Here is a 14,383-nt window from a genome sequence, read left to right as displayed (position 1 = left end):
CCGGAAACCGGTAGTCGCCGGCACGATCAGCGAATTCCACCACGTCTCTTGACCACAGCTCAGGGCGCGTAACTCAATATTCGAGCGGGACAGGACCGCGCCACCGGCTGCGGCAGGTTCTCGATCATGGCGGCTCAACTGGTATGGTAGAAGTTCGTTAGTCGGCGCAATGGGGAACGGGGCTCAGTGTATGGCGAGGTCGCAGTCGAGTGGCGGCGGCGCCGGGTCACGCCAGAAGCCGCAAAGCGCAGCCGCCGCGTCAGCGAACTCGTTGTCCGTCGATGGTTCGGACGGCGGGTCGATGAAGGACGCGATCGCCCGGCAGCTTCGGCAGGACATAGCCTCTGGCACGATCGCGTACGGGGAGAAGCTCTCCGAGGCGCGTCTGGCTCAGCGGTTCGGCGTGAGCCGGATGCCGGTGCGGGAGGCGTTGAAAGAGCTTGAAAGCGCCGGTTTCGTCACCATCGAGCACCGGCGCGGCACGTTCGTCAAGCGCCTTAGCCGCCACGAGATACTCGACCTGTTCGAGGTCCGCGAGGCCGTTGAAGGCATGGCGGCCAGACTGTGCGCCAACCGCGCCAACAACGAGATCGTCGCTCTGATCGACGAGGTGATGGTGGAGATGGCGGTGGCCGCGCAGGCGGGGGACACCGATGGTTACAGCGCGACGGACGAGCGTTTACACCAACTGATCGTCAAGGGGGCGAGCAACGACCGCCTGACGGATCACTACCGTCTGCTTGTCCACCAGCTTCATCGAGGGCTGTTGTCGTCGATCGTCACCCGCCGCGAAGGGCGGATGGAGAGGTCGCTGGCGGAGCACCGGGCGATAGTCCTGGCTATCCGGGCCCATGACGCCGATGCGGCGGAGAGTGCCATGAGGGCGCACGTCCAGCAGGGACGTTTCGAGCTGGCCGATGAGGTCAGCGTCAAGTTCGCCCTCTGATTTTCCGGAGGCGGCCCGGCTCGCACCTCCCGCCAGTGGGGGGCGCGAGCCGCGCCGCCTCCATTGACTTTCGCCGGTCCCGTCGGCAACCACGTGCGCGGCCGAACCCCGAGAACCGTCCCGTTCCGGGCTGAGCCGACCAGCGGGTCGCGCCCGCAACCTCGCCGCTCTTGCACATCTGGAATGTTACAAGCGCGACCTGCAACTGACATGTTAGATCGGTACAAGCGCGCGGCTTGTAGGCGCTTCTCGACGTCGTGTCTCGCGCGATAACTCTAGGACAACGCGGCAGGGCCGAGGTCTTGACAACTAGTATGGTAGATGGAAATCTGGCGACACCATACAGGCCACATGGTGCTGGTAACTCCCAAACTGACATACCAGTTTCTACCAGCGTGCCCCCCGTACCTAGCTCATGTCTCGCCCGATGTACCGGGCGTTGGAAAGGGTCACCATGCGCACCAGGATCCCCCTCACCTCAGCCGCCACCGCCCTGACCCTCACACTCGCCGCCTGCGGTAATTCCACAGCGGCCGGCAACAGCGCCGACCCGGAGAGTGGGACGCTGTCGATCGGATTCATCTCCCACGCTCCCCGCAACGACAGCGGATTCACCCAGTACGGCCTGGCCGGAGTGAACGCGGCCATCGCCGCGCAGAAGAACCTGAAGCTCTCCTCCATCGTCGACAACGTCTCCAACTCCCAAGAGCAGATCAAGGGCCTGCAGACGCTGGCCGCCAGCAACGCGATCGTCGTGGCCGACGGGGCGTCGCTCAACAAGGCCGTGCAGGTCGTCGCGCCGAAATACCCGAAAGTCAGGTTCATCCTGGTCGCGGCGCACACCGAGTCGTTCGCCGACAACGTGACCTCGGTCGACGCCGCTGTCGGCTACGACGCCATCGTCGTCGGCGCCGTCGCGTCGGCACTGTCGAGGTCGAAGAAGCTCGGGATGATCGCGGGACTGCAGGTTCCGGCCTCCGCCAGCTGGTACTACGGCATGGTTCAAGGCGCCGGGCTCGACACGTCGGGCGCCAAGGTGACGCAGACCTTCACGGGCGACTACAACGACGTCGGCAAGGCGAAGCAGGCCGCCGAAGCGATGATCGCGACCGGCGTCGACTCGATTCTGTCCGACCTGGACAGCGGCTCCCAGGGCGTCTACCAGGCGTCCGACGCCGCGACCTCGGCCGTGGACGTCTACCAGGTCTTCGGCCTGGACTGTAAGGCGGGCAAGAACATCGTCGGCTCCGGCGTGGTCAGCTGGTCGGCGATCCTGCAGGACGCGGTGACCGACGCGGCGGCCGGAAAACTTCCCGCCGGGGCGATCAGCTATGGCCTGGCCAAGGGCACGGTCAAGTTCGAGTTCTGCCCGGGCAAGGCGACGCCCGCGGCGGAGGAGCTCGCCGACAGGGTGACGAAGCAGCTGATCAGCAACGAGATCACCCCGGCGGCCAACGTCCTGCTGCCGAAACCGTCCTACGCCTACGCGCAACGCTAGGCCGCTCGCGATGGCCAACCGAGCTCAAACCCCGGCTCTTCGCCTCAGCGGTGTCACCAAACGCTTCGGCGCCTTCACCGCGAACGAGCGCGTCGACCTCGACATCAACCGCGGCGAGATCCATGCGCTGCTCGGCGAGAACGGCGCCGGGAAAACGACCCTGATGCGCATCGTCACCGGCCTGTACCAGCCCGACGAGGGCGAGGTGCGAATGGACGGAGAAACGATCCGGTTCAGGAAGCCCGAGCACGCCCTGCGCGCCGGAATCGGCATGGTGCACCAGCACTTCACCCTCGTGCCCACGCTCACCGAGCTGCAGAACCTGGCGATGCGCCCGGCGCGCATCCCGTGGAGCAACGCGACGGCGGACGTACGCCGGCGCTCGGAAGAGATCGCGGCCACGACGGGCCTGCGGATCAACCCCGACCGCATGGTGGCCGACGCGTCCATCGGAGAGCGTCAGCGTCTGGAGATCGTCAAGCTGCTCTGCCGGGGCGCCCGGATCCTGATCTTCGACGAGCCGAGCGCCGCGTTGAGCCCCGGCGAATGGGACGAGCTGGCCGCGCTCATGCGACGGCTGGCCGCGGAAGGGCACGCCATCGTGCTCATCTCCCACAAACTCACGGAAGTGTTCGCCGTCGCCGACCGCTACACCGTCCTTCGGGCCGGAGCCGTCGTCGGCACCGGGCTCGTCACGGAGGTCACCCCGGACGAGCTCGTGACGATGATGGTGGGCGGCCCGGTCACGGAGCGGCCGGCGAGGGCGCACGTCAACCCGGGCCGGCCCGTGCTCACCGTGCGCGGGCTGGGAGTGGCGCGTGACCCACTCGACCCGAAGAGCCCGCCGGCCCTGAGCGGGATCGACCTTCAGGTCCGCGCCGGAGAGATCCTCGGCATCGCGGGCGTGGCGGGCAGCGGTCAGAACGAATTGGTCGAGGCGGTGATGGGGATCCGGCCGGCGCTCCGCGGCCGGATCGAGCTCGACGGCAAACCGTTCGAGGAACGTACGCCGAGGCGGTTCTACCAGTCCGGCGGCGCCCTCATTCCCGAAGACCGGCACCACGTCGCGATCGTCTCCGGCATGACCCTCTGGGAGAACATCACGATGCGAGCCCTGCGGCGGCCGCCACTGAGCCGCCGGGGCATCCTGAACCCCTCCGCGGCACGCGGCGAGGCGCGGCGGCTGATGGCCGAGTTCGACATCCGGGCCGACACGGAGAAGATCCCGATCGGCCGCCTGTCCGGTGGGAACCAGCAGAAGGCCGTGCTGGCGCGAGAGTTCTCCGGCCACCCGGCGCTGCTCATCGCCGTGCAGCCGGTGCGCGGCCTCGACGTCCGTGCCACCGACTTCGTCTACCGGCAGCTCAGCGAGCACCGGGCCCGGGGCGGAGCGATCCTGCTCATCTCCATGGATCTCGACGAGATCCTCGCCCTGTCCGACCGGATCGCCGTCCTGGCCCACGGGCGGATCCAGGGGGTGGTGGAGGCCGAGGACGCGACGAGAACGCGTATCGGCGCCCTCATGACCGCCGCGGAGGAGGCCCCATGCTCATGAGACAGCACTTGCCGCGCGTGCTGGTCACGGTGGGAGTGATCGTCATCGCGGCGCTGATCGCCTCGCTGATCCTGCTCGCGAGCGGAGTCGCGCCGGTGGACGCCCTCTCCGCCTTCTGGGAGGGCACGTTCGGCAACGGGACGAACGCCGGGACGACGCTCACCCAGGCCGTACCGTTGCTGCTGGTCGCGCTGGGCTGGATCGTGGCCACCCGCGCCGGGCGCCTGCACGTCGGCTACCCGGGGCAGGTGATCGCCGGCGGCGCGATGGCGACGGCGATCGGCCTGAACTGCGGTGGCCTGCCCGGAGCCCTGGCCGTTCCGGTGACCGCTCTCGCCGGAATCGCCGGCGGCGTGCTGTGGGCCGGGCTGACGGCCTGGCTGTGGGCGTCGCGGGGAGTGCTGGAGATCATTTCCTCGCTGCTGCTCAACCTCGTCGCCATCCAGGTGGCCGCCTGGCTCGTCCGCGGCCCCCTGCAGGGCACGGCGAGCCAGGAGCCCCAGACGGCGAACTTCCCGCCGTCCACGATCTGGCCCAGCGTTCCCGCCATCCCAGGTCAGACCCTGTCCTTTGACGTCGTGCTGCTGCCGATCTGCGCCGTCATCGTGGTGCTGCTGCTGTTGCGGACCGTCTTCGGGTTCGGGCTGCGGGCGTCCGGCGGCAACGAAGAGGCGGCTCGCTGGTTGGGCATCGACCCCAAACGCGGCGGAGTGGTGGCCATCCTCATCTCCGGAGGCTTCGCCGGCCTGGCCGGAGCGGCCCTGCTCTTCGCCGGGACCGCTCCCTGGATGAGCGACGGCTTCGAGGCCGGGGTCGGCTTCAACGGAATCGCCGTCGCGCTGCTGGCGGGGAACTCGCCGGTCTTCGCGATCCTCACGGCCGTCGTCTTCTCGGCGTTGAACGTCGGAGGAACGGCGTTGCAGGCCACCCTGGACGTCCCGTCGTCATTGGCCGAGGTGTTGCAGGGCGCGGTGATCGTGCTCGTGCTGCTAGCCGCCGTTCTGGCCAGACGACGCAGGGAACAGGCGCCGGCGCCCCGACCGGCCGCCGCTGCGAAGAGCCTTGCGCTCGTGGGCACCGAGGAGGTGTGACATGGGGATCTTCGATGTCGCGTTTCTCGTCTCGGCGGTCACGATCGCCGCGCCGATCCTGCTCGCCGCCACCGGGGAGCTCGTCTCCGAACGCGCCGGCGTGCTGAACGTGGGGCTGGAAGGCGTCATGCTGACCGGCGCGTTCGGGGGTTACCTCGTGATGTGGGAGACCGGTTCGCTCGTCCTCGGGTTCGTCGGAGGCATGATCGCCGGCCTGCTGTTCGCCGCCGTCATGGCCCTGCTCTCGATCGAGGCGAAGGTCGACCAGATCGTGTCGGGCATCGCGCTGACCCTGCTCGGCTACGGCCTCACCGCGTTCCTCAACGAACGGTTCCTTGTCCCGGCGCGGACCTTCGATCCGCTGCCCCGGCTCGAGATCCCCGTGTTGAGCGACATCCCGGTGATCGGCCCGGCCATGTTCGACCAGGACGCGTTCATCTATGCCACGGCGATCCTGATCATCCTGGTCGCGTTCGCTCTCGGCCGTACCACCTGGGGCATCAACCTCAAGGCGGTGGGCGAAAGCCCGGTTTCGGCCGACGCGGCCGGAGTCGGCATCCGCGCTATGCGATGGGCCGCCGTGCTCTTCTCCGGCCTCTGCGCCGGGGCGGCCGGCGCCTATCTGTCCATCGGCGACGTCGGGGTGTTCCGCGAGGGCATGTCCGGCGGCCGGGGCTACCTCGCCATCGCCGCGGTGCTGTTCGGCGGCTGGCGGCTGGCGGGGCTGGGGATCGCGGTGACGATCTTCGCGGTCGCCGACGCCACCCAGCTCAGGCTGCAGGCCATCGGTGTCATCCCCCGTGAGGTGTGGGTGGCCGTGGTGATCCTCGTCGTGCTCGTGATGGTGCTCGGCCGGATGCGGCGCGGCGCGGGCGCCGCGCGGCTCGCCTCCGGGCGGCTCACCGGCATCGAGGTCGCGGGGCTCGCGTCAGTCGCCGTCCTCCTCACCCTCGTCATCGTTTCCCCGTCCATCACGTTGCCGGTGCCCCTGTGGCTCGCGATGCCCTACCTCCTGGCGCTGGTCGCTCTCGGCACCGAGGGGAAGCGGCGGCACAAGGCCCCCACGGCACTGGCGGTTCCATATCTGCGAAGTGAGGTCTAGCGGCCATGATCACCGATGTACACACGCACTTCTGGATCCCGGACCATCAGCGATCACCGTGGACCGACGGCCTCGGTCGCGTCTCCACCCGCCTGGCCGCGGACTCCATTGACCGTGTGACCGTCGAGTCGTACTGGCGGCAGGTTGCCCCCGCCGAGCGGACCATCGTGTTCGGCCTGCAGGCGCAGGCGTCGGGAATCATGGTTCCGAACGACGCCGTGGCCGCTTTCGTGCGCGAAGTCGGCGGCCAGACCGTGGGATTCATGTCGGTGGACCCCACGCGACACGACGCGGTGGACGAGATCGAGCGGTGTCACGCAGACCTGGGATTGTGCGGCATCAAACTCGGCCCGATCTATCAGGGCACTTCGCCGCTGAACCCGCTGACCATGCGGGTCTTCTCGGCCGCCGAGCGGCTCGGCCTGCCCGTGATGATCCACCAGGGGGCGATCTTCGCCAACGCCGGCCGGCTCGTCGACGCCAACCCGTTGCTGCTGGACGACGTCGCGATCGCGTTCCCCGAACTGCGCATGGTCATCGCTCACATGGGTCACCCGTGGGTGCACGAGACGGCGATCGTCATGCGGCGCAACCCCAATGTGTACGCCGACACCTCCGCGATCGCGAACCGGCCGACGGTCCTGGCCACCGCGCTGTCTGCGGCCAAGGAGTACGGCGTGCTCAAGAAGGTCCTCTTCGGCAGCGACTCGCCGATGGTCTCAGCCGAGAGCGCTGCCGCCGCGCTGACGCGCATCGTCTCTCGCATGCAGCACATCGCCCACACGCCCATCACCGAGGAGGAGCTGCACGCGATCATGCACCGCCCCTCCTTCGAACTGCTCGGGATTCCCGACCCCGCCGAACCCGAGCTCGTCCCTTCCGCCCGCAGAGGAACACAACCATGACCGTGAATCCGTCCGTCTTTCTCGATGCCGAGCAGGTGCTGGCAGGACCGCTTCCCGAAGAGGTGTCGATGGAGCCGATCATCGACGGAGTGCCCTTCGCGTACGAGAAGACGCTTTTCGACGGCCCTGACGGCTTCTTCGCGGTCTGGGCCTGCGACGCGGGGGTGTTTCCCCGGGTCAAGGACAAGCGCGGATCGTTCATGTACATCATCTCCGGCGAGGCCACGATCACCGACCAGGACGGCACGTCGCACGAGCTGACCGCGGGCAGCGTGCTGGTGCTGCCGTTCGGCTGGGTGGGCACGTGGCACATCCGGGAGACGATCCGCAAGGTCTATCTCCACACCAGCCCGGCTCCTCCGCTGCCGGAGGACGTCGTCCCGTCCGCGTTCATGCCCGCCGCCCAGGTGCTCGACGGGCCGCTGCCGGACGAGGTGCCGATGGAGCCGGTGACCACCGGCGCGCGCACGGCGAAGGAGGCCGTGATCTTCGACGGACCGGACGGCTGCTGCTCCGTCTGGGAGTGCGAGCCCGGCGTGTATCCGCAGGTCAAGGACAAGCGCGGATCGTTCATGTACGTCACCTCCGGCGAGGCCACGATCACCGACCAGGACGGCACGTCGCACGAGCTGACCGCGGGCAGCGTGCTCGCGCTTCCCCACGGCTGGGCGGGCACCTGGGACATCCGCCGCACCATTCGCAAGGTTTACGTCCACAGCACACCCCGACAGGACACCGCATGATCAACGACGATCCCTACGCCGCAGTCACTCCCGCACCGGCGCTCGACGTACGCAGCGATGACCTTCGCCACGGAGCGGAGATGCCGCTGATCTTCCGCGATCCGCAGATCGGCGGCGCCAACACCTCACCCCACCTGACCTGGAGCGGGTTCCCGGCGGAGACGAAGAGCTTCGCGGTCAACTGCTACGACCCTGACGCGCCGACCGGAGTCGGTTTCATGCACTGGGCGGTGGCCGACATCCCCGCCGAGGTGACGTCGTTGCCGACCGGAGCGGGGGCCCTCGGCGGGTCGCTGCCCGCCGGATCGCTGACGCTTCCGAACGATCTACGAATGCGCCAGTACATTGGGCCCAATCCGCCGCCCGGGTCCGGCCGTCACCGCTACGTCTTCATCGTCCACGCGGTCGACGTACCCCATCTGGACATCGACGCCGCCCTGACTCCTGTCGTGCTCGGCTTCAACCTGCACTTTCATACTCTGGCTCGCGGCAGCCTGACCGTCTGGGCAGAAGCAGTCGACTGAACGTTCTCAGCCCGGGAGGCACTGACATGACAACACCACGGAAGCCGACCCGTCACGCCGAGGTCGCCGGGGCCGGTTTCGCCGGCCTGACCGTGAGCATCGCGCTGGCGCGGCGAGGCTGGAGCGTTCGCCTGCACGAGCAGAACGACGAGGTTCGCGACTTCGGAGCCGGCATCCTGCTGTGGCGCAACGCGATGCTCGCCCTCGAGGTCATCGGCGTCGCCGAGGCCATCCGCGACAACGGCGTGCGGCCGCAGTACTACGAGACGAACCTGGACGGCGTCTCGGTCTCGGCCGAGCTGCCCGGTTACCCGTACTGGGCGATCACCCGGCCGAAGCTGCACACCCTGCTGGCCGACGCCGCCCGGGCCGCGGGCGTCGAAATCGTCACCGGATCGCGGGCCGTCGGCGCCGACCCGGCCGGCGTGCTGATCATGGAGGACGGCGGCAGGCTGGAAGCGGATCTCGTGATCGGCGCCGACGGCGCCGGGTCAGCGGTCCGCAACTCCCTCGGCGACCTGGCTCAGGAGCGCAAGAAGTACTCCGACGGCGTGTGCCGGGTGCTGATACCGCGCCCGGAGGAGTTCCGCGGCGAGCAGTGGGACCGCGTGGTCGACTTCTGGACACTGGGGCCGGACGCGATGCGCATCCTGTTCATCTCCACCGGGCCGGAGACGATCTACCTCGGGATGATGGCGGAGACGAGCAACGAGCGCGCCTCGCGGATCCCGATCGACGTCGAGGTGTGGTCGGAGCGCTTTCCGCAGCTGGCGCCGATCGTCGAGCTCGCCGGCAAGGCCGAGGGCGGGCGGCACGACAGCTACCAGACCACCCGCGTCACCCCGTGGTCGAGCGGGCGCGCGGTGCTCGTGGGCGACTCGGCGCACTCCATGTGCCCCGCCCTGGGCCAGGGAGCCAGCGTGGGGATCGTCAACGCCGTCGACCTGGCCCACGCCCTCGATCAGTACGACGACATCGGCCAGGCCCTCGCCGAGTGGGAGCGGCGCGAACGCCCGATGACCGACGGCGCGCAGTCGCGCAGCGGCTACATGGCCGAGACCCGCACGCTGGCCAGGGGGAACGGCTTCACTCCGGAGCTGCTGGAGACGGCGAATTTCGTCTCGGCCGCCGTCTCGCCGGAGCTGGAGGCGCTCTACCCGGTGCCCGAGGCGAACCGGTCATGGTGACCTGCCCGCCCGTCGTCCTCGGCGATGTCGAGATCACCCGCGTCCAGGAGTACGCGGGTCCCAGCCCGGCCACGCCGTCGTTCCTCTTCCCCGACAGCGACCCCGGCTACTGGGACGGCAACGCGAGCTGGCTCGACCCCGGCTTCTACGACGCGGCGAGCGGCACCCTGCGTTCGGTGCTGCACACCTGGCTCATCCGCAGCCAGGGGACGGTGATCCTCGTCGACACCGGTGCCGGCAACGGCAAGGAACGTCCGTACGCGCCTGTGTACGCGCATCACAACACCGCGTATCTGGAGAATCTCCGAGCGGCCGGAGTGACGCCGGAGGACGTCGACATCGTGATCAACACGCATCTGCACGTCGATCATGTCGGCTGGAACACCCGGCTGGACGGGCGCGACTGGGTGCCCACGTTTCCCAACGCCCGGTACCTGATACCTGAGCCGGATTTCCTCTACTGGGATCCCATTCGTATGCCCCGGCCGCCCGGCGACGGCAACCAGAACGTCTTCGAGGACAGCGTCCTGCCGGTGCGCCGGGCCGGACTGATCGACCTGTGGAACGGCGAGCACCGCATCAACTCGGAGCTCGTCCTGCAGGAGGCTCCGGGTCACACGCCGGGCTCCGCCGTCCTGCGGCTGGACTCGAAAGGGGCGGGCGCACTCTTCGTGGGCGACATTCTCCACTCACCGGTGCAGATCATCTCTCCCGACGTCAACAGCTGCTTCTGCGAGGACCCGGCCATGGCGCGAGCCACACGCCGCCGGCTGCTCGCCGAGGCGGCGGACCGAGACCTGCTCGTCTTCCCCGGGCACTTCGGCGGCGGCTCGGCCTGCCGGGTGGATCACAGCGGTACCGACGCCTTCGTCATCCGCGACTGGGCCGACTTCGCCCGAATCTGATCGTCAACTCTCCACCAGGAGCACACCATGAACAAGGACCTCTACGACGCCGGGCTCGCCGTACGACGCCAGGTGCTCGGCGACGCCCACGTCGACGCCTCCCTCGCGGCGGCGACCGACTTCACCCGCGACATCCAGGAATACGTCACCCAGTACTGCTGGGGCGACCTGTGGAACCGGCCGGGACTCAGCCGGCAGGAACGCAGCCTCATCAACCTGGCCATGATCACCGCGCTCAACCGCTCCCACGAGTTCAAGGCGCACGTGCGCGGCGCCCTCAACAACGGCGTGTCACGCGAGAAGATCAAGGAGGTACTGATGCAGAGCGCCTTCTACTGCGGCGGACCGGCGGCGCTGGAGGCTTTCCGCCTGGCCGCGGAGGTCTTCGAGGCGATGGACGCCGAGCGGTGAGCATTGACCGCGTTGGCTTCATCGGCCTCGGGAACATGGGAGCGCCGATGGCGGGGCACCTCGCTGACGGCGGCTACCGGCTGACGGTCATGGACGCGGCATCCGCCGCGGTGGACGCCTTCGTCGCCGGACACCCGGTGGCGGAGGCGGCGGCCGGGCCCGAGGCGTTCGCGGTGGTTCAAGCCCTGATCCTCATGCTGCCGAACTCGGCGACCGTGGAGGAAGTGCTCGAGCGAGACGGGGTGGCCGACGCCCTCCCGCCCGGGTGTCTCGTCATCGACATGAGCTCCTCCGAACCGCTGCGTACCCGAGCACTCGCCGCACGCCTGCACGCCAGAGGTCTCTCCATGCTGGACGCGCCGGTGTCCGGCGGTGTCCGAGGCGCCAAGGCGGGGACGCTCTCCGCCCTCGTTGGCGGGCCCCGGGCCGAATTGGCGCGGGCGACCCCGTTGCTGCGGGCCATGGCCCGCACCATCGTCCCCGTCGGCGAGATCGGATCGGGCCACGCGGCGAAGGCGCTGAACAACCTGGTCTCGGCGGCCACCATCTCGATCACCGTCGAGGCGCTGGCCCTGGGCGAGTCCTTCGGCATCTCGCCGGAAACGATGACGCACGTACTCAACAGCTCGTCGGGCCGGAGCAACACCAGCGAGAACAAGGTGTCCCAGTTCATGACGAGCGGCAGCTTCGACTCCGGCTTCTCGCTGCGGCTGATGTCCAAGGACGTGGACATCGCGGTCGATCTGGCGCGGGCGCTGAGCCGGCCCGCCGAGATCGCCGACGGGGTGGCACGCCAGTGGCGGCGCATCGCGGGCACCGCGCCACCGCAGACCGACCACACCGAGATGTACACGCTGCTGAGCGAGGCGGGGTCTACACGATGAGCGCACCGCTGCTGCACTGGATCGACGGCGAGGCGGTGCCGTCCGCCGGCGGCGCCACGCGTGCCGGCACCAACCCGTCGACCGGCGGCCCGGGAGCCGAGGTGAGCCTGGGCACCGCCGCCGACGTGGACTTCGCCGTACGAGCCGCGCACGGTGCCGCCAAAGGCTGGCGGCACACGAACTCGCTCGACCGCGGCCGCGTCCTCGCGGCCATCAGCCGCCGGCTGCTGGCCGACCTCGACGAACTCGCCGCGATGGAGAGCGCCGACACCGGCAAGCCCCTCGCCCTGTCGATGGCCGAGATCCGCGGCGCCGCCGAGTATTTCGAGTTCTACGCCGCCCTGGTCAACCTGCCGGTCGGTGAGGTCCTCGACATCCAGCCGAACCTGCACGTGTACACGCTGCGGGAACCGCTAGGCGTGGTGGGCGTGATCACCCCCTGGAACCTGCCGCTCAACCAGGCGGCCCGCGCCTGCGCACCCGCGCTGGCCGCCAGCAACACCATCGTGGCCAAACCCGCGGAGTCGACCTCACGCACCACCGTCGCCCTGGCGCGGATCGGCAGTGAAGAGGGGCTGCCGCCGGGAGTGTTCAACGTGGTGCTCGGCCAGGGCAGCGAGGTGGGCACCGCGATCGTGCGGCACCCGCTGGTGCGCAAGGTCGCGTTCACGGGTTCGGTGCCGGTCGGGCAGGAGATCGGCCGTATCGCCGCCGATCGCATTCTCCCGCTGACCCTGGAACTCGGCGGCAAGTCGGCGAACATCGTCTTCGCCGACGCCGACCTGGAGTTCGCCGCGTCCGAGGCGGTACGGGCGTTCACCACCAACGCCGGTCAAGTCTGCTCTTCGGGCACACGCCTGCTCGTCCAGCGCGAGATCCAGGAGCGGCTCACCGCGGCCGTGGTGGCCGCTACCAGGAAGCTGCGCCCAGGCCACGAGGTGGGCCCAATGATCACCCGCGGACAGTGGGAGACCGTGCGGAGGTACTTCCGGATCGCGGCCGAGGAGGGCGCCGTCGCGGAGGTCGGCGGCGGGGTGCCCCTCGACTCCGAGCTCGCCGCAGGGTTCTACGTCGAGCCCACCGTCTACTCCGGCGTGACCAACGACATGCGCATCGCCCGCGAGGAGATCTTCGGCCCGGTCGTCGTCATCATCCCGTTCGAGACGGAGGACGAGGCGGTCGCCCTGGCCAACGATTCGGACTTCGGTCTCGTGGGCGGCGTGTTCACCTCGGACATGTCCCGGGCCATCCGGGTGGCGGAGTCGATCGAAGCCGGACAGGTGTACATCAACTCGTGGTCGACCCAGTCGGTGCAGATGCCCTTCGGCGGCCACAAGCACAGCGGCTACGGGCGTGAGAAGGGCATCGAAGCCCTCAACCACTACTCCCACATCAAGAGCATCAGCATACGCCTGACGGGCCGATAGGCCCGCGGTCCCCCCATCCCGGCGCTCCATGAGGAAGGCACAGACATGACCGACGGGCAGTTCGCCCCCACCGTTCACCACGACGTCGAGCCGGCGCGGAAGATGCTCATCGGCGGCGAATGGGTCGGCGCGATCAGCGGCAAGACATTCCCGGTGTACGACCCGGCCGACGGGCGGGTGATCGTCGAGGTGCCGGCCGGCGACGCGGCGGACGTCGATCACGCGGTGGCGGCGGCACGCGCCGCGTTCGCGCCGGGCGGGCCCTGGCGACCGGCTGCACCATCGTCATCAAGCCCGCCGAGCAGACGCCGATCTCCATCGCGCTGCTGGCCCAGCTCACCATCGAGGCCGGTATCCCCGCCGGCGTGGTCAACTACGTCACCGGCTTTGGAGAGACCGCGGGCGCGGCCCTCGTCGGCCACCGCGACGTCGACAAGGTGACTTCGCGTTCAGGGTCTTGCGGGCCTGAGGGTGGCCGACGCCTCCGTCATGCCGGAGATCGTCTCCACCAATACCAGCGCGGCGGCTGTGATGATCGCGGAGAAGGCCTCCGATCTCCTGCGGGGGTGACCTCGGCCAGCGCGTAAACGCTCTTCTTGCACCTGCGGCGTAGACCTTGTGCACCTCACCCGCATGAGCTGGAATCGGCTCCAGCTCGACCGCTGAACCCGGCAGATTGCACGTCTTCAGTTCTCGGGTCGACTCTGGCGCTCGCGGTAGCCGGCATGCACGTCTGGGTCGAGCCCGTGGGCGGCGGCGAGCTTGGATACGAGAGCGGTGAACGTCTCGCGTTCGGCGGCGTCGAGGGGGGCGAGCACGTCGGCGTTCTGTGTCTCGGCCGCAGTGCGAAGCGCGCCGAGCACCTGTCGCCCGGCCTCTGTCACGTCCAGGCGGTGGTGTCTCCGGTCGGTGGGGTCGCGGGTGCGGGAGACAAGGCCTGCCTCTTCGAGGGAGTCCACGAGCACGACGACCCTGCTTGGGACGGAGCCGAGTCGCGTCGCGAGCGCACGCTGACTCAGCCCAGGCTCGCGGGCGATGATCCGGAGCACGCCCGCCGCCGCTGGGGTGAGTCCGACTGGCTTGATCAGCTCGCCGAACCGGGCGGAGGCGAAGGCGCCCAGTTGCGAGAGCAGGAAGGCGGTGCGTGCGGGACGGCGTGCGGAAGTCACGCGTCCAGCATAGCTCAGTTGACAGAATAATTCACA

At 68.9% G+C, this 14,383-nt stretch carries 16 protein-coding genes; 15 read left to right on the top strand and 1 reads right to left on the bottom strand.

The genetic code is table 11. The features are described from left to right. The first annotated feature begins 301 nt into the window (after positions 1-301). The 15 genes from ABGB08_RS08360 (at position 302) to ABGB08_RS08290 (ending at position 13,748) form a co-directional block, all read left to right on the top strand. Complete coding sequence (locus tag ABGB08_RS08360) at positions 302-946, top strand: GntR family transcriptional regulator (protein WP_347588005.1); 645 nt, start codon at positions 302-304, stop codon at positions 944-946. Positions 947-1,400: 454 nt separating this feature from the next. Further along, entirely contained in the window at positions 1,401-2,444 is a 1,044-nt protein-coding gene (locus ABGB08_RS08355) for a BMP family ABC transporter substrate-binding protein (RefSeq protein ID WP_347588003.1), read from the top strand. A 10-nt stretch (positions 2,445-2,454) separates the two neighbouring features. Continuing rightward, complete coding sequence (locus tag ABGB08_RS08350; protein WP_347588001.1) at positions 2,455-3,999, top strand: ABC transporter ATP-binding protein; 1,545 nt, start codon at positions 2,455-2,457, stop codon at positions 3,997-3,999. Further along, complete coding sequence (locus ABGB08_RS08345; RefSeq protein ID WP_347587998.1) at positions 3,996-5,090, top strand: ABC transporter permease; 1,095 nt, start codon at positions 3,996-3,998, stop codon at positions 5,088-5,090. The genes ABGB08_RS08350 and ABGB08_RS08345 overlap by 4 nt, the downstream gene beginning before the upstream one ends. A gap of 1 nt (position 5,091) precedes the next feature. Then, on the top strand, positions 5,092-6,192 hold the full coding sequence (locus tag ABGB08_RS08340; protein ID WP_347587996.1) for an ABC transporter permease: 1,101 nt from the start codon (positions 5,092-5,094) through the stop codon (positions 6,190-6,192). 5 nt (positions 6,193-6,197) lie between these two features. Beyond that, positions 6,198-7,097, top strand: coding sequence for an amidohydrolase family protein (locus ABGB08_RS08335; RefSeq protein ID WP_155352326.1), 900 nt, complete (start codon positions 6,198-6,200; stop codon positions 7,095-7,097). Next, the gene (locus ABGB08_RS08330) at positions 7,094-7,840 is read left to right on the top strand and encodes a cupin domain-containing protein (protein ID WP_347587993.1); all 747 of its coding nucleotides are present in this window, start codon (positions 7,094-7,096) and stop codon (positions 7,838-7,840) included. The genes ABGB08_RS08335 and ABGB08_RS08330 overlap by 4 nt, the downstream gene beginning before the upstream one ends. Then, positions 7,837-8,364: a YbhB/YbcL family Raf kinase inhibitor-like protein gene (locus ABGB08_RS08325; protein ID WP_347587991.1), complete on the top strand. Its 528-nt coding sequence runs from the start codon at positions 7,837-7,839 to the stop codon at positions 8,362-8,364. Before ABGB08_RS08330 ends, ABGB08_RS08325 begins: the two co-directional genes overlap by 4 nt. Positions 8,365-8,390: 26 nt before the next feature. Further along, positions 8,391-9,551 (top strand): NAD(P)/FAD-dependent oxidoreductase, encoded by a 1,161-nt coding sequence (locus tag ABGB08_RS08320; protein WP_347587988.1) that lies wholly within the window; start codon positions 8,391-8,393, stop codon positions 9,549-9,551. Then, a complete protein-coding gene (locus ABGB08_RS08315) occupies positions 9,545-10,456 on the top strand; it encodes an MBL fold metallo-hydrolase (RefSeq protein ID WP_347587986.1) in 912 nt (303 codons plus the stop codon). Before ABGB08_RS08320 ends, ABGB08_RS08315 begins: the two co-directional genes overlap by 7 nt. Positions 10,457-10,483: 27 nt before the next feature. Next, on the top strand, positions 10,484-10,867 hold the full coding sequence (pcaC, locus tag ABGB08_RS08310; RefSeq protein ID WP_155342624.1) for a 4-carboxymuconolactone decarboxylase: 384 nt from the start codon (positions 10,484-10,486) through the stop codon (positions 10,865-10,867). Further along, positions 10,864-11,751 carry an NAD(P)-dependent oxidoreductase gene (locus ABGB08_RS08305; RefSeq protein WP_347587983.1) on the top strand — a complete coding sequence of 296 codons (888 nt, stop codon included), beginning with the start codon at positions 10,864-10,866 and terminating at the stop codon, positions 11,749-11,751. The genes pcaC and ABGB08_RS08305 overlap by 4 nt, the downstream gene beginning before the upstream one ends. Next, positions 11,748-13,178 carry an aldehyde dehydrogenase family protein gene (locus ABGB08_RS08300; RefSeq protein ID WP_347587980.1) on the top strand — a complete coding sequence of 477 codons (1,431 nt, stop codon included), beginning with the start codon at positions 11,748-11,750 and terminating at the stop codon, positions 13,176-13,178. Before ABGB08_RS08305 ends, ABGB08_RS08300 begins: the two co-directional genes overlap by 4 nt. A gap of 45 nt (positions 13,179-13,223) precedes the next feature. Continuing rightward, positions 13,224-13,619 (top strand): aldehyde dehydrogenase family protein, encoded by a 396-nt coding sequence (locus ABGB08_RS08295; protein WP_347587978.1) that lies wholly within the window; start codon positions 13,224-13,226, stop codon positions 13,617-13,619. 48 nt (positions 13,620-13,667) lie between these two features. After that, on the top strand, positions 13,668-13,748 hold the full coding sequence (locus ABGB08_RS08290; RefSeq protein WP_347588097.1) for a hypothetical protein: 81 nt from the start codon (positions 13,668-13,670) through the stop codon (positions 13,746-13,748). 116 nt (positions 13,749-13,864) lie between these two features. Here ABGB08_RS08290 and ABGB08_RS08285 read toward each other — a convergent pair whose 3' ends face one another. Then, entirely contained in the window at positions 13,865-14,347 is a 483-nt protein-coding gene (locus ABGB08_RS08285) for a MarR family transcriptional regulator (protein WP_347587976.1), read from the bottom strand. Positions 14,348-14,383 lie beyond the last annotated feature (36 nt).

The sequence above is a fragment of the Acrocarpospora sp. B8E8 genome (assembly GCF_039871605.1).
Classification (GTDB): Bacteria; Actinomycetota; Actinomycetes; order Streptosporangiales; family Streptosporangiaceae; genus Acrocarpospora; species Acrocarpospora macrocephala.
This window is presented reverse-complemented; position numbering and strand designations above follow the sequence as displayed.

Bases quoted from the DNA above. Each gene is read 5' to 3' on its own strand.
- ABGB08_RS08335 (WP_155352326.1), top strand. From the start codon at position 6,198: ATGATCACCGATGTACACACGCACTTCTGGATCCCGGACCATCAGCGA.
- ABGB08_RS08315 (WP_347587986.1), top strand. From the start codon at position 9,545: ATGGTGACCTGCCCGCCCGTCGTCCTCGGCGATGTCGAGATCACCCGC.
- ABGB08_RS08325 (WP_347587991.1), top strand. From the start codon at position 7,837: ATGATCAACGACGATCCCTACGCCGCAGTCACTCCCGCACCGGCGCTC.
- ABGB08_RS08300 (WP_347587980.1), top strand. From the start codon at position 11,748: ATGAGCGCACCGCTGCTGCACTGGATCGACGGCGAGGCGGTGCCGTCC.
- ABGB08_RS08295 (WP_347587978.1), top strand. From the start codon at position 13,224: ATGACCGACGGGCAGTTCGCCCCCACCGTTCACCACGACGTCGAGCCG.
- ABGB08_RS08350 (WP_347588001.1), top strand. From the start codon at position 2,455: ATGGCCAACCGAGCTCAAACCCCGGCTCTTCGCCTCAGCGGTGTCACC.
- ABGB08_RS08345 (WP_347587998.1), top strand. From the start codon at position 3,996: ATGAGACAGCACTTGCCGCGCGTGCTGGTCACGGTGGGAGTGATCGTC.
- ABGB08_RS08320 (WP_347587988.1), top strand. From the start codon at position 8,391: ATGACAACACCACGGAAGCCGACCCGTCACGCCGAGGTCGCCGGGGCC.
- ABGB08_RS08340 (WP_347587996.1), top strand. From the start codon at position 5,092: ATGGGGATCTTCGATGTCGCGTTTCTCGTCTCGGCGGTCACGATCGCC.
- ABGB08_RS08355 (WP_347588003.1), top strand. From the start codon at position 1,401: ATGCGCACCAGGATCCCCCTCACCTCAGCCGCCACCGCCCTGACCCTC.
- ABGB08_RS08290 (WP_347588097.1), top strand. From the start codon at position 13,668: ATGCCGGAGATCGTCTCCACCAATACCAGCGCGGCGGCTGTGATGATC.
- ABGB08_RS08360 (WP_347588005.1), top strand. From the start codon at position 302: ATGAAGGACGCGATCGCCCGGCAGCTTCGGCAGGACATAGCCTCTGGC.
- pcaC (WP_155342624.1), top strand. From the start codon at position 10,484: ATGAACAAGGACCTCTACGACGCCGGGCTCGCCGTACGACGCCAGGTG.
- ABGB08_RS08330 (WP_347587993.1), top strand. From the start codon at position 7,094: ATGACCGTGAATCCGTCCGTCTTTCTCGATGCCGAGCAGGTGCTGGCA.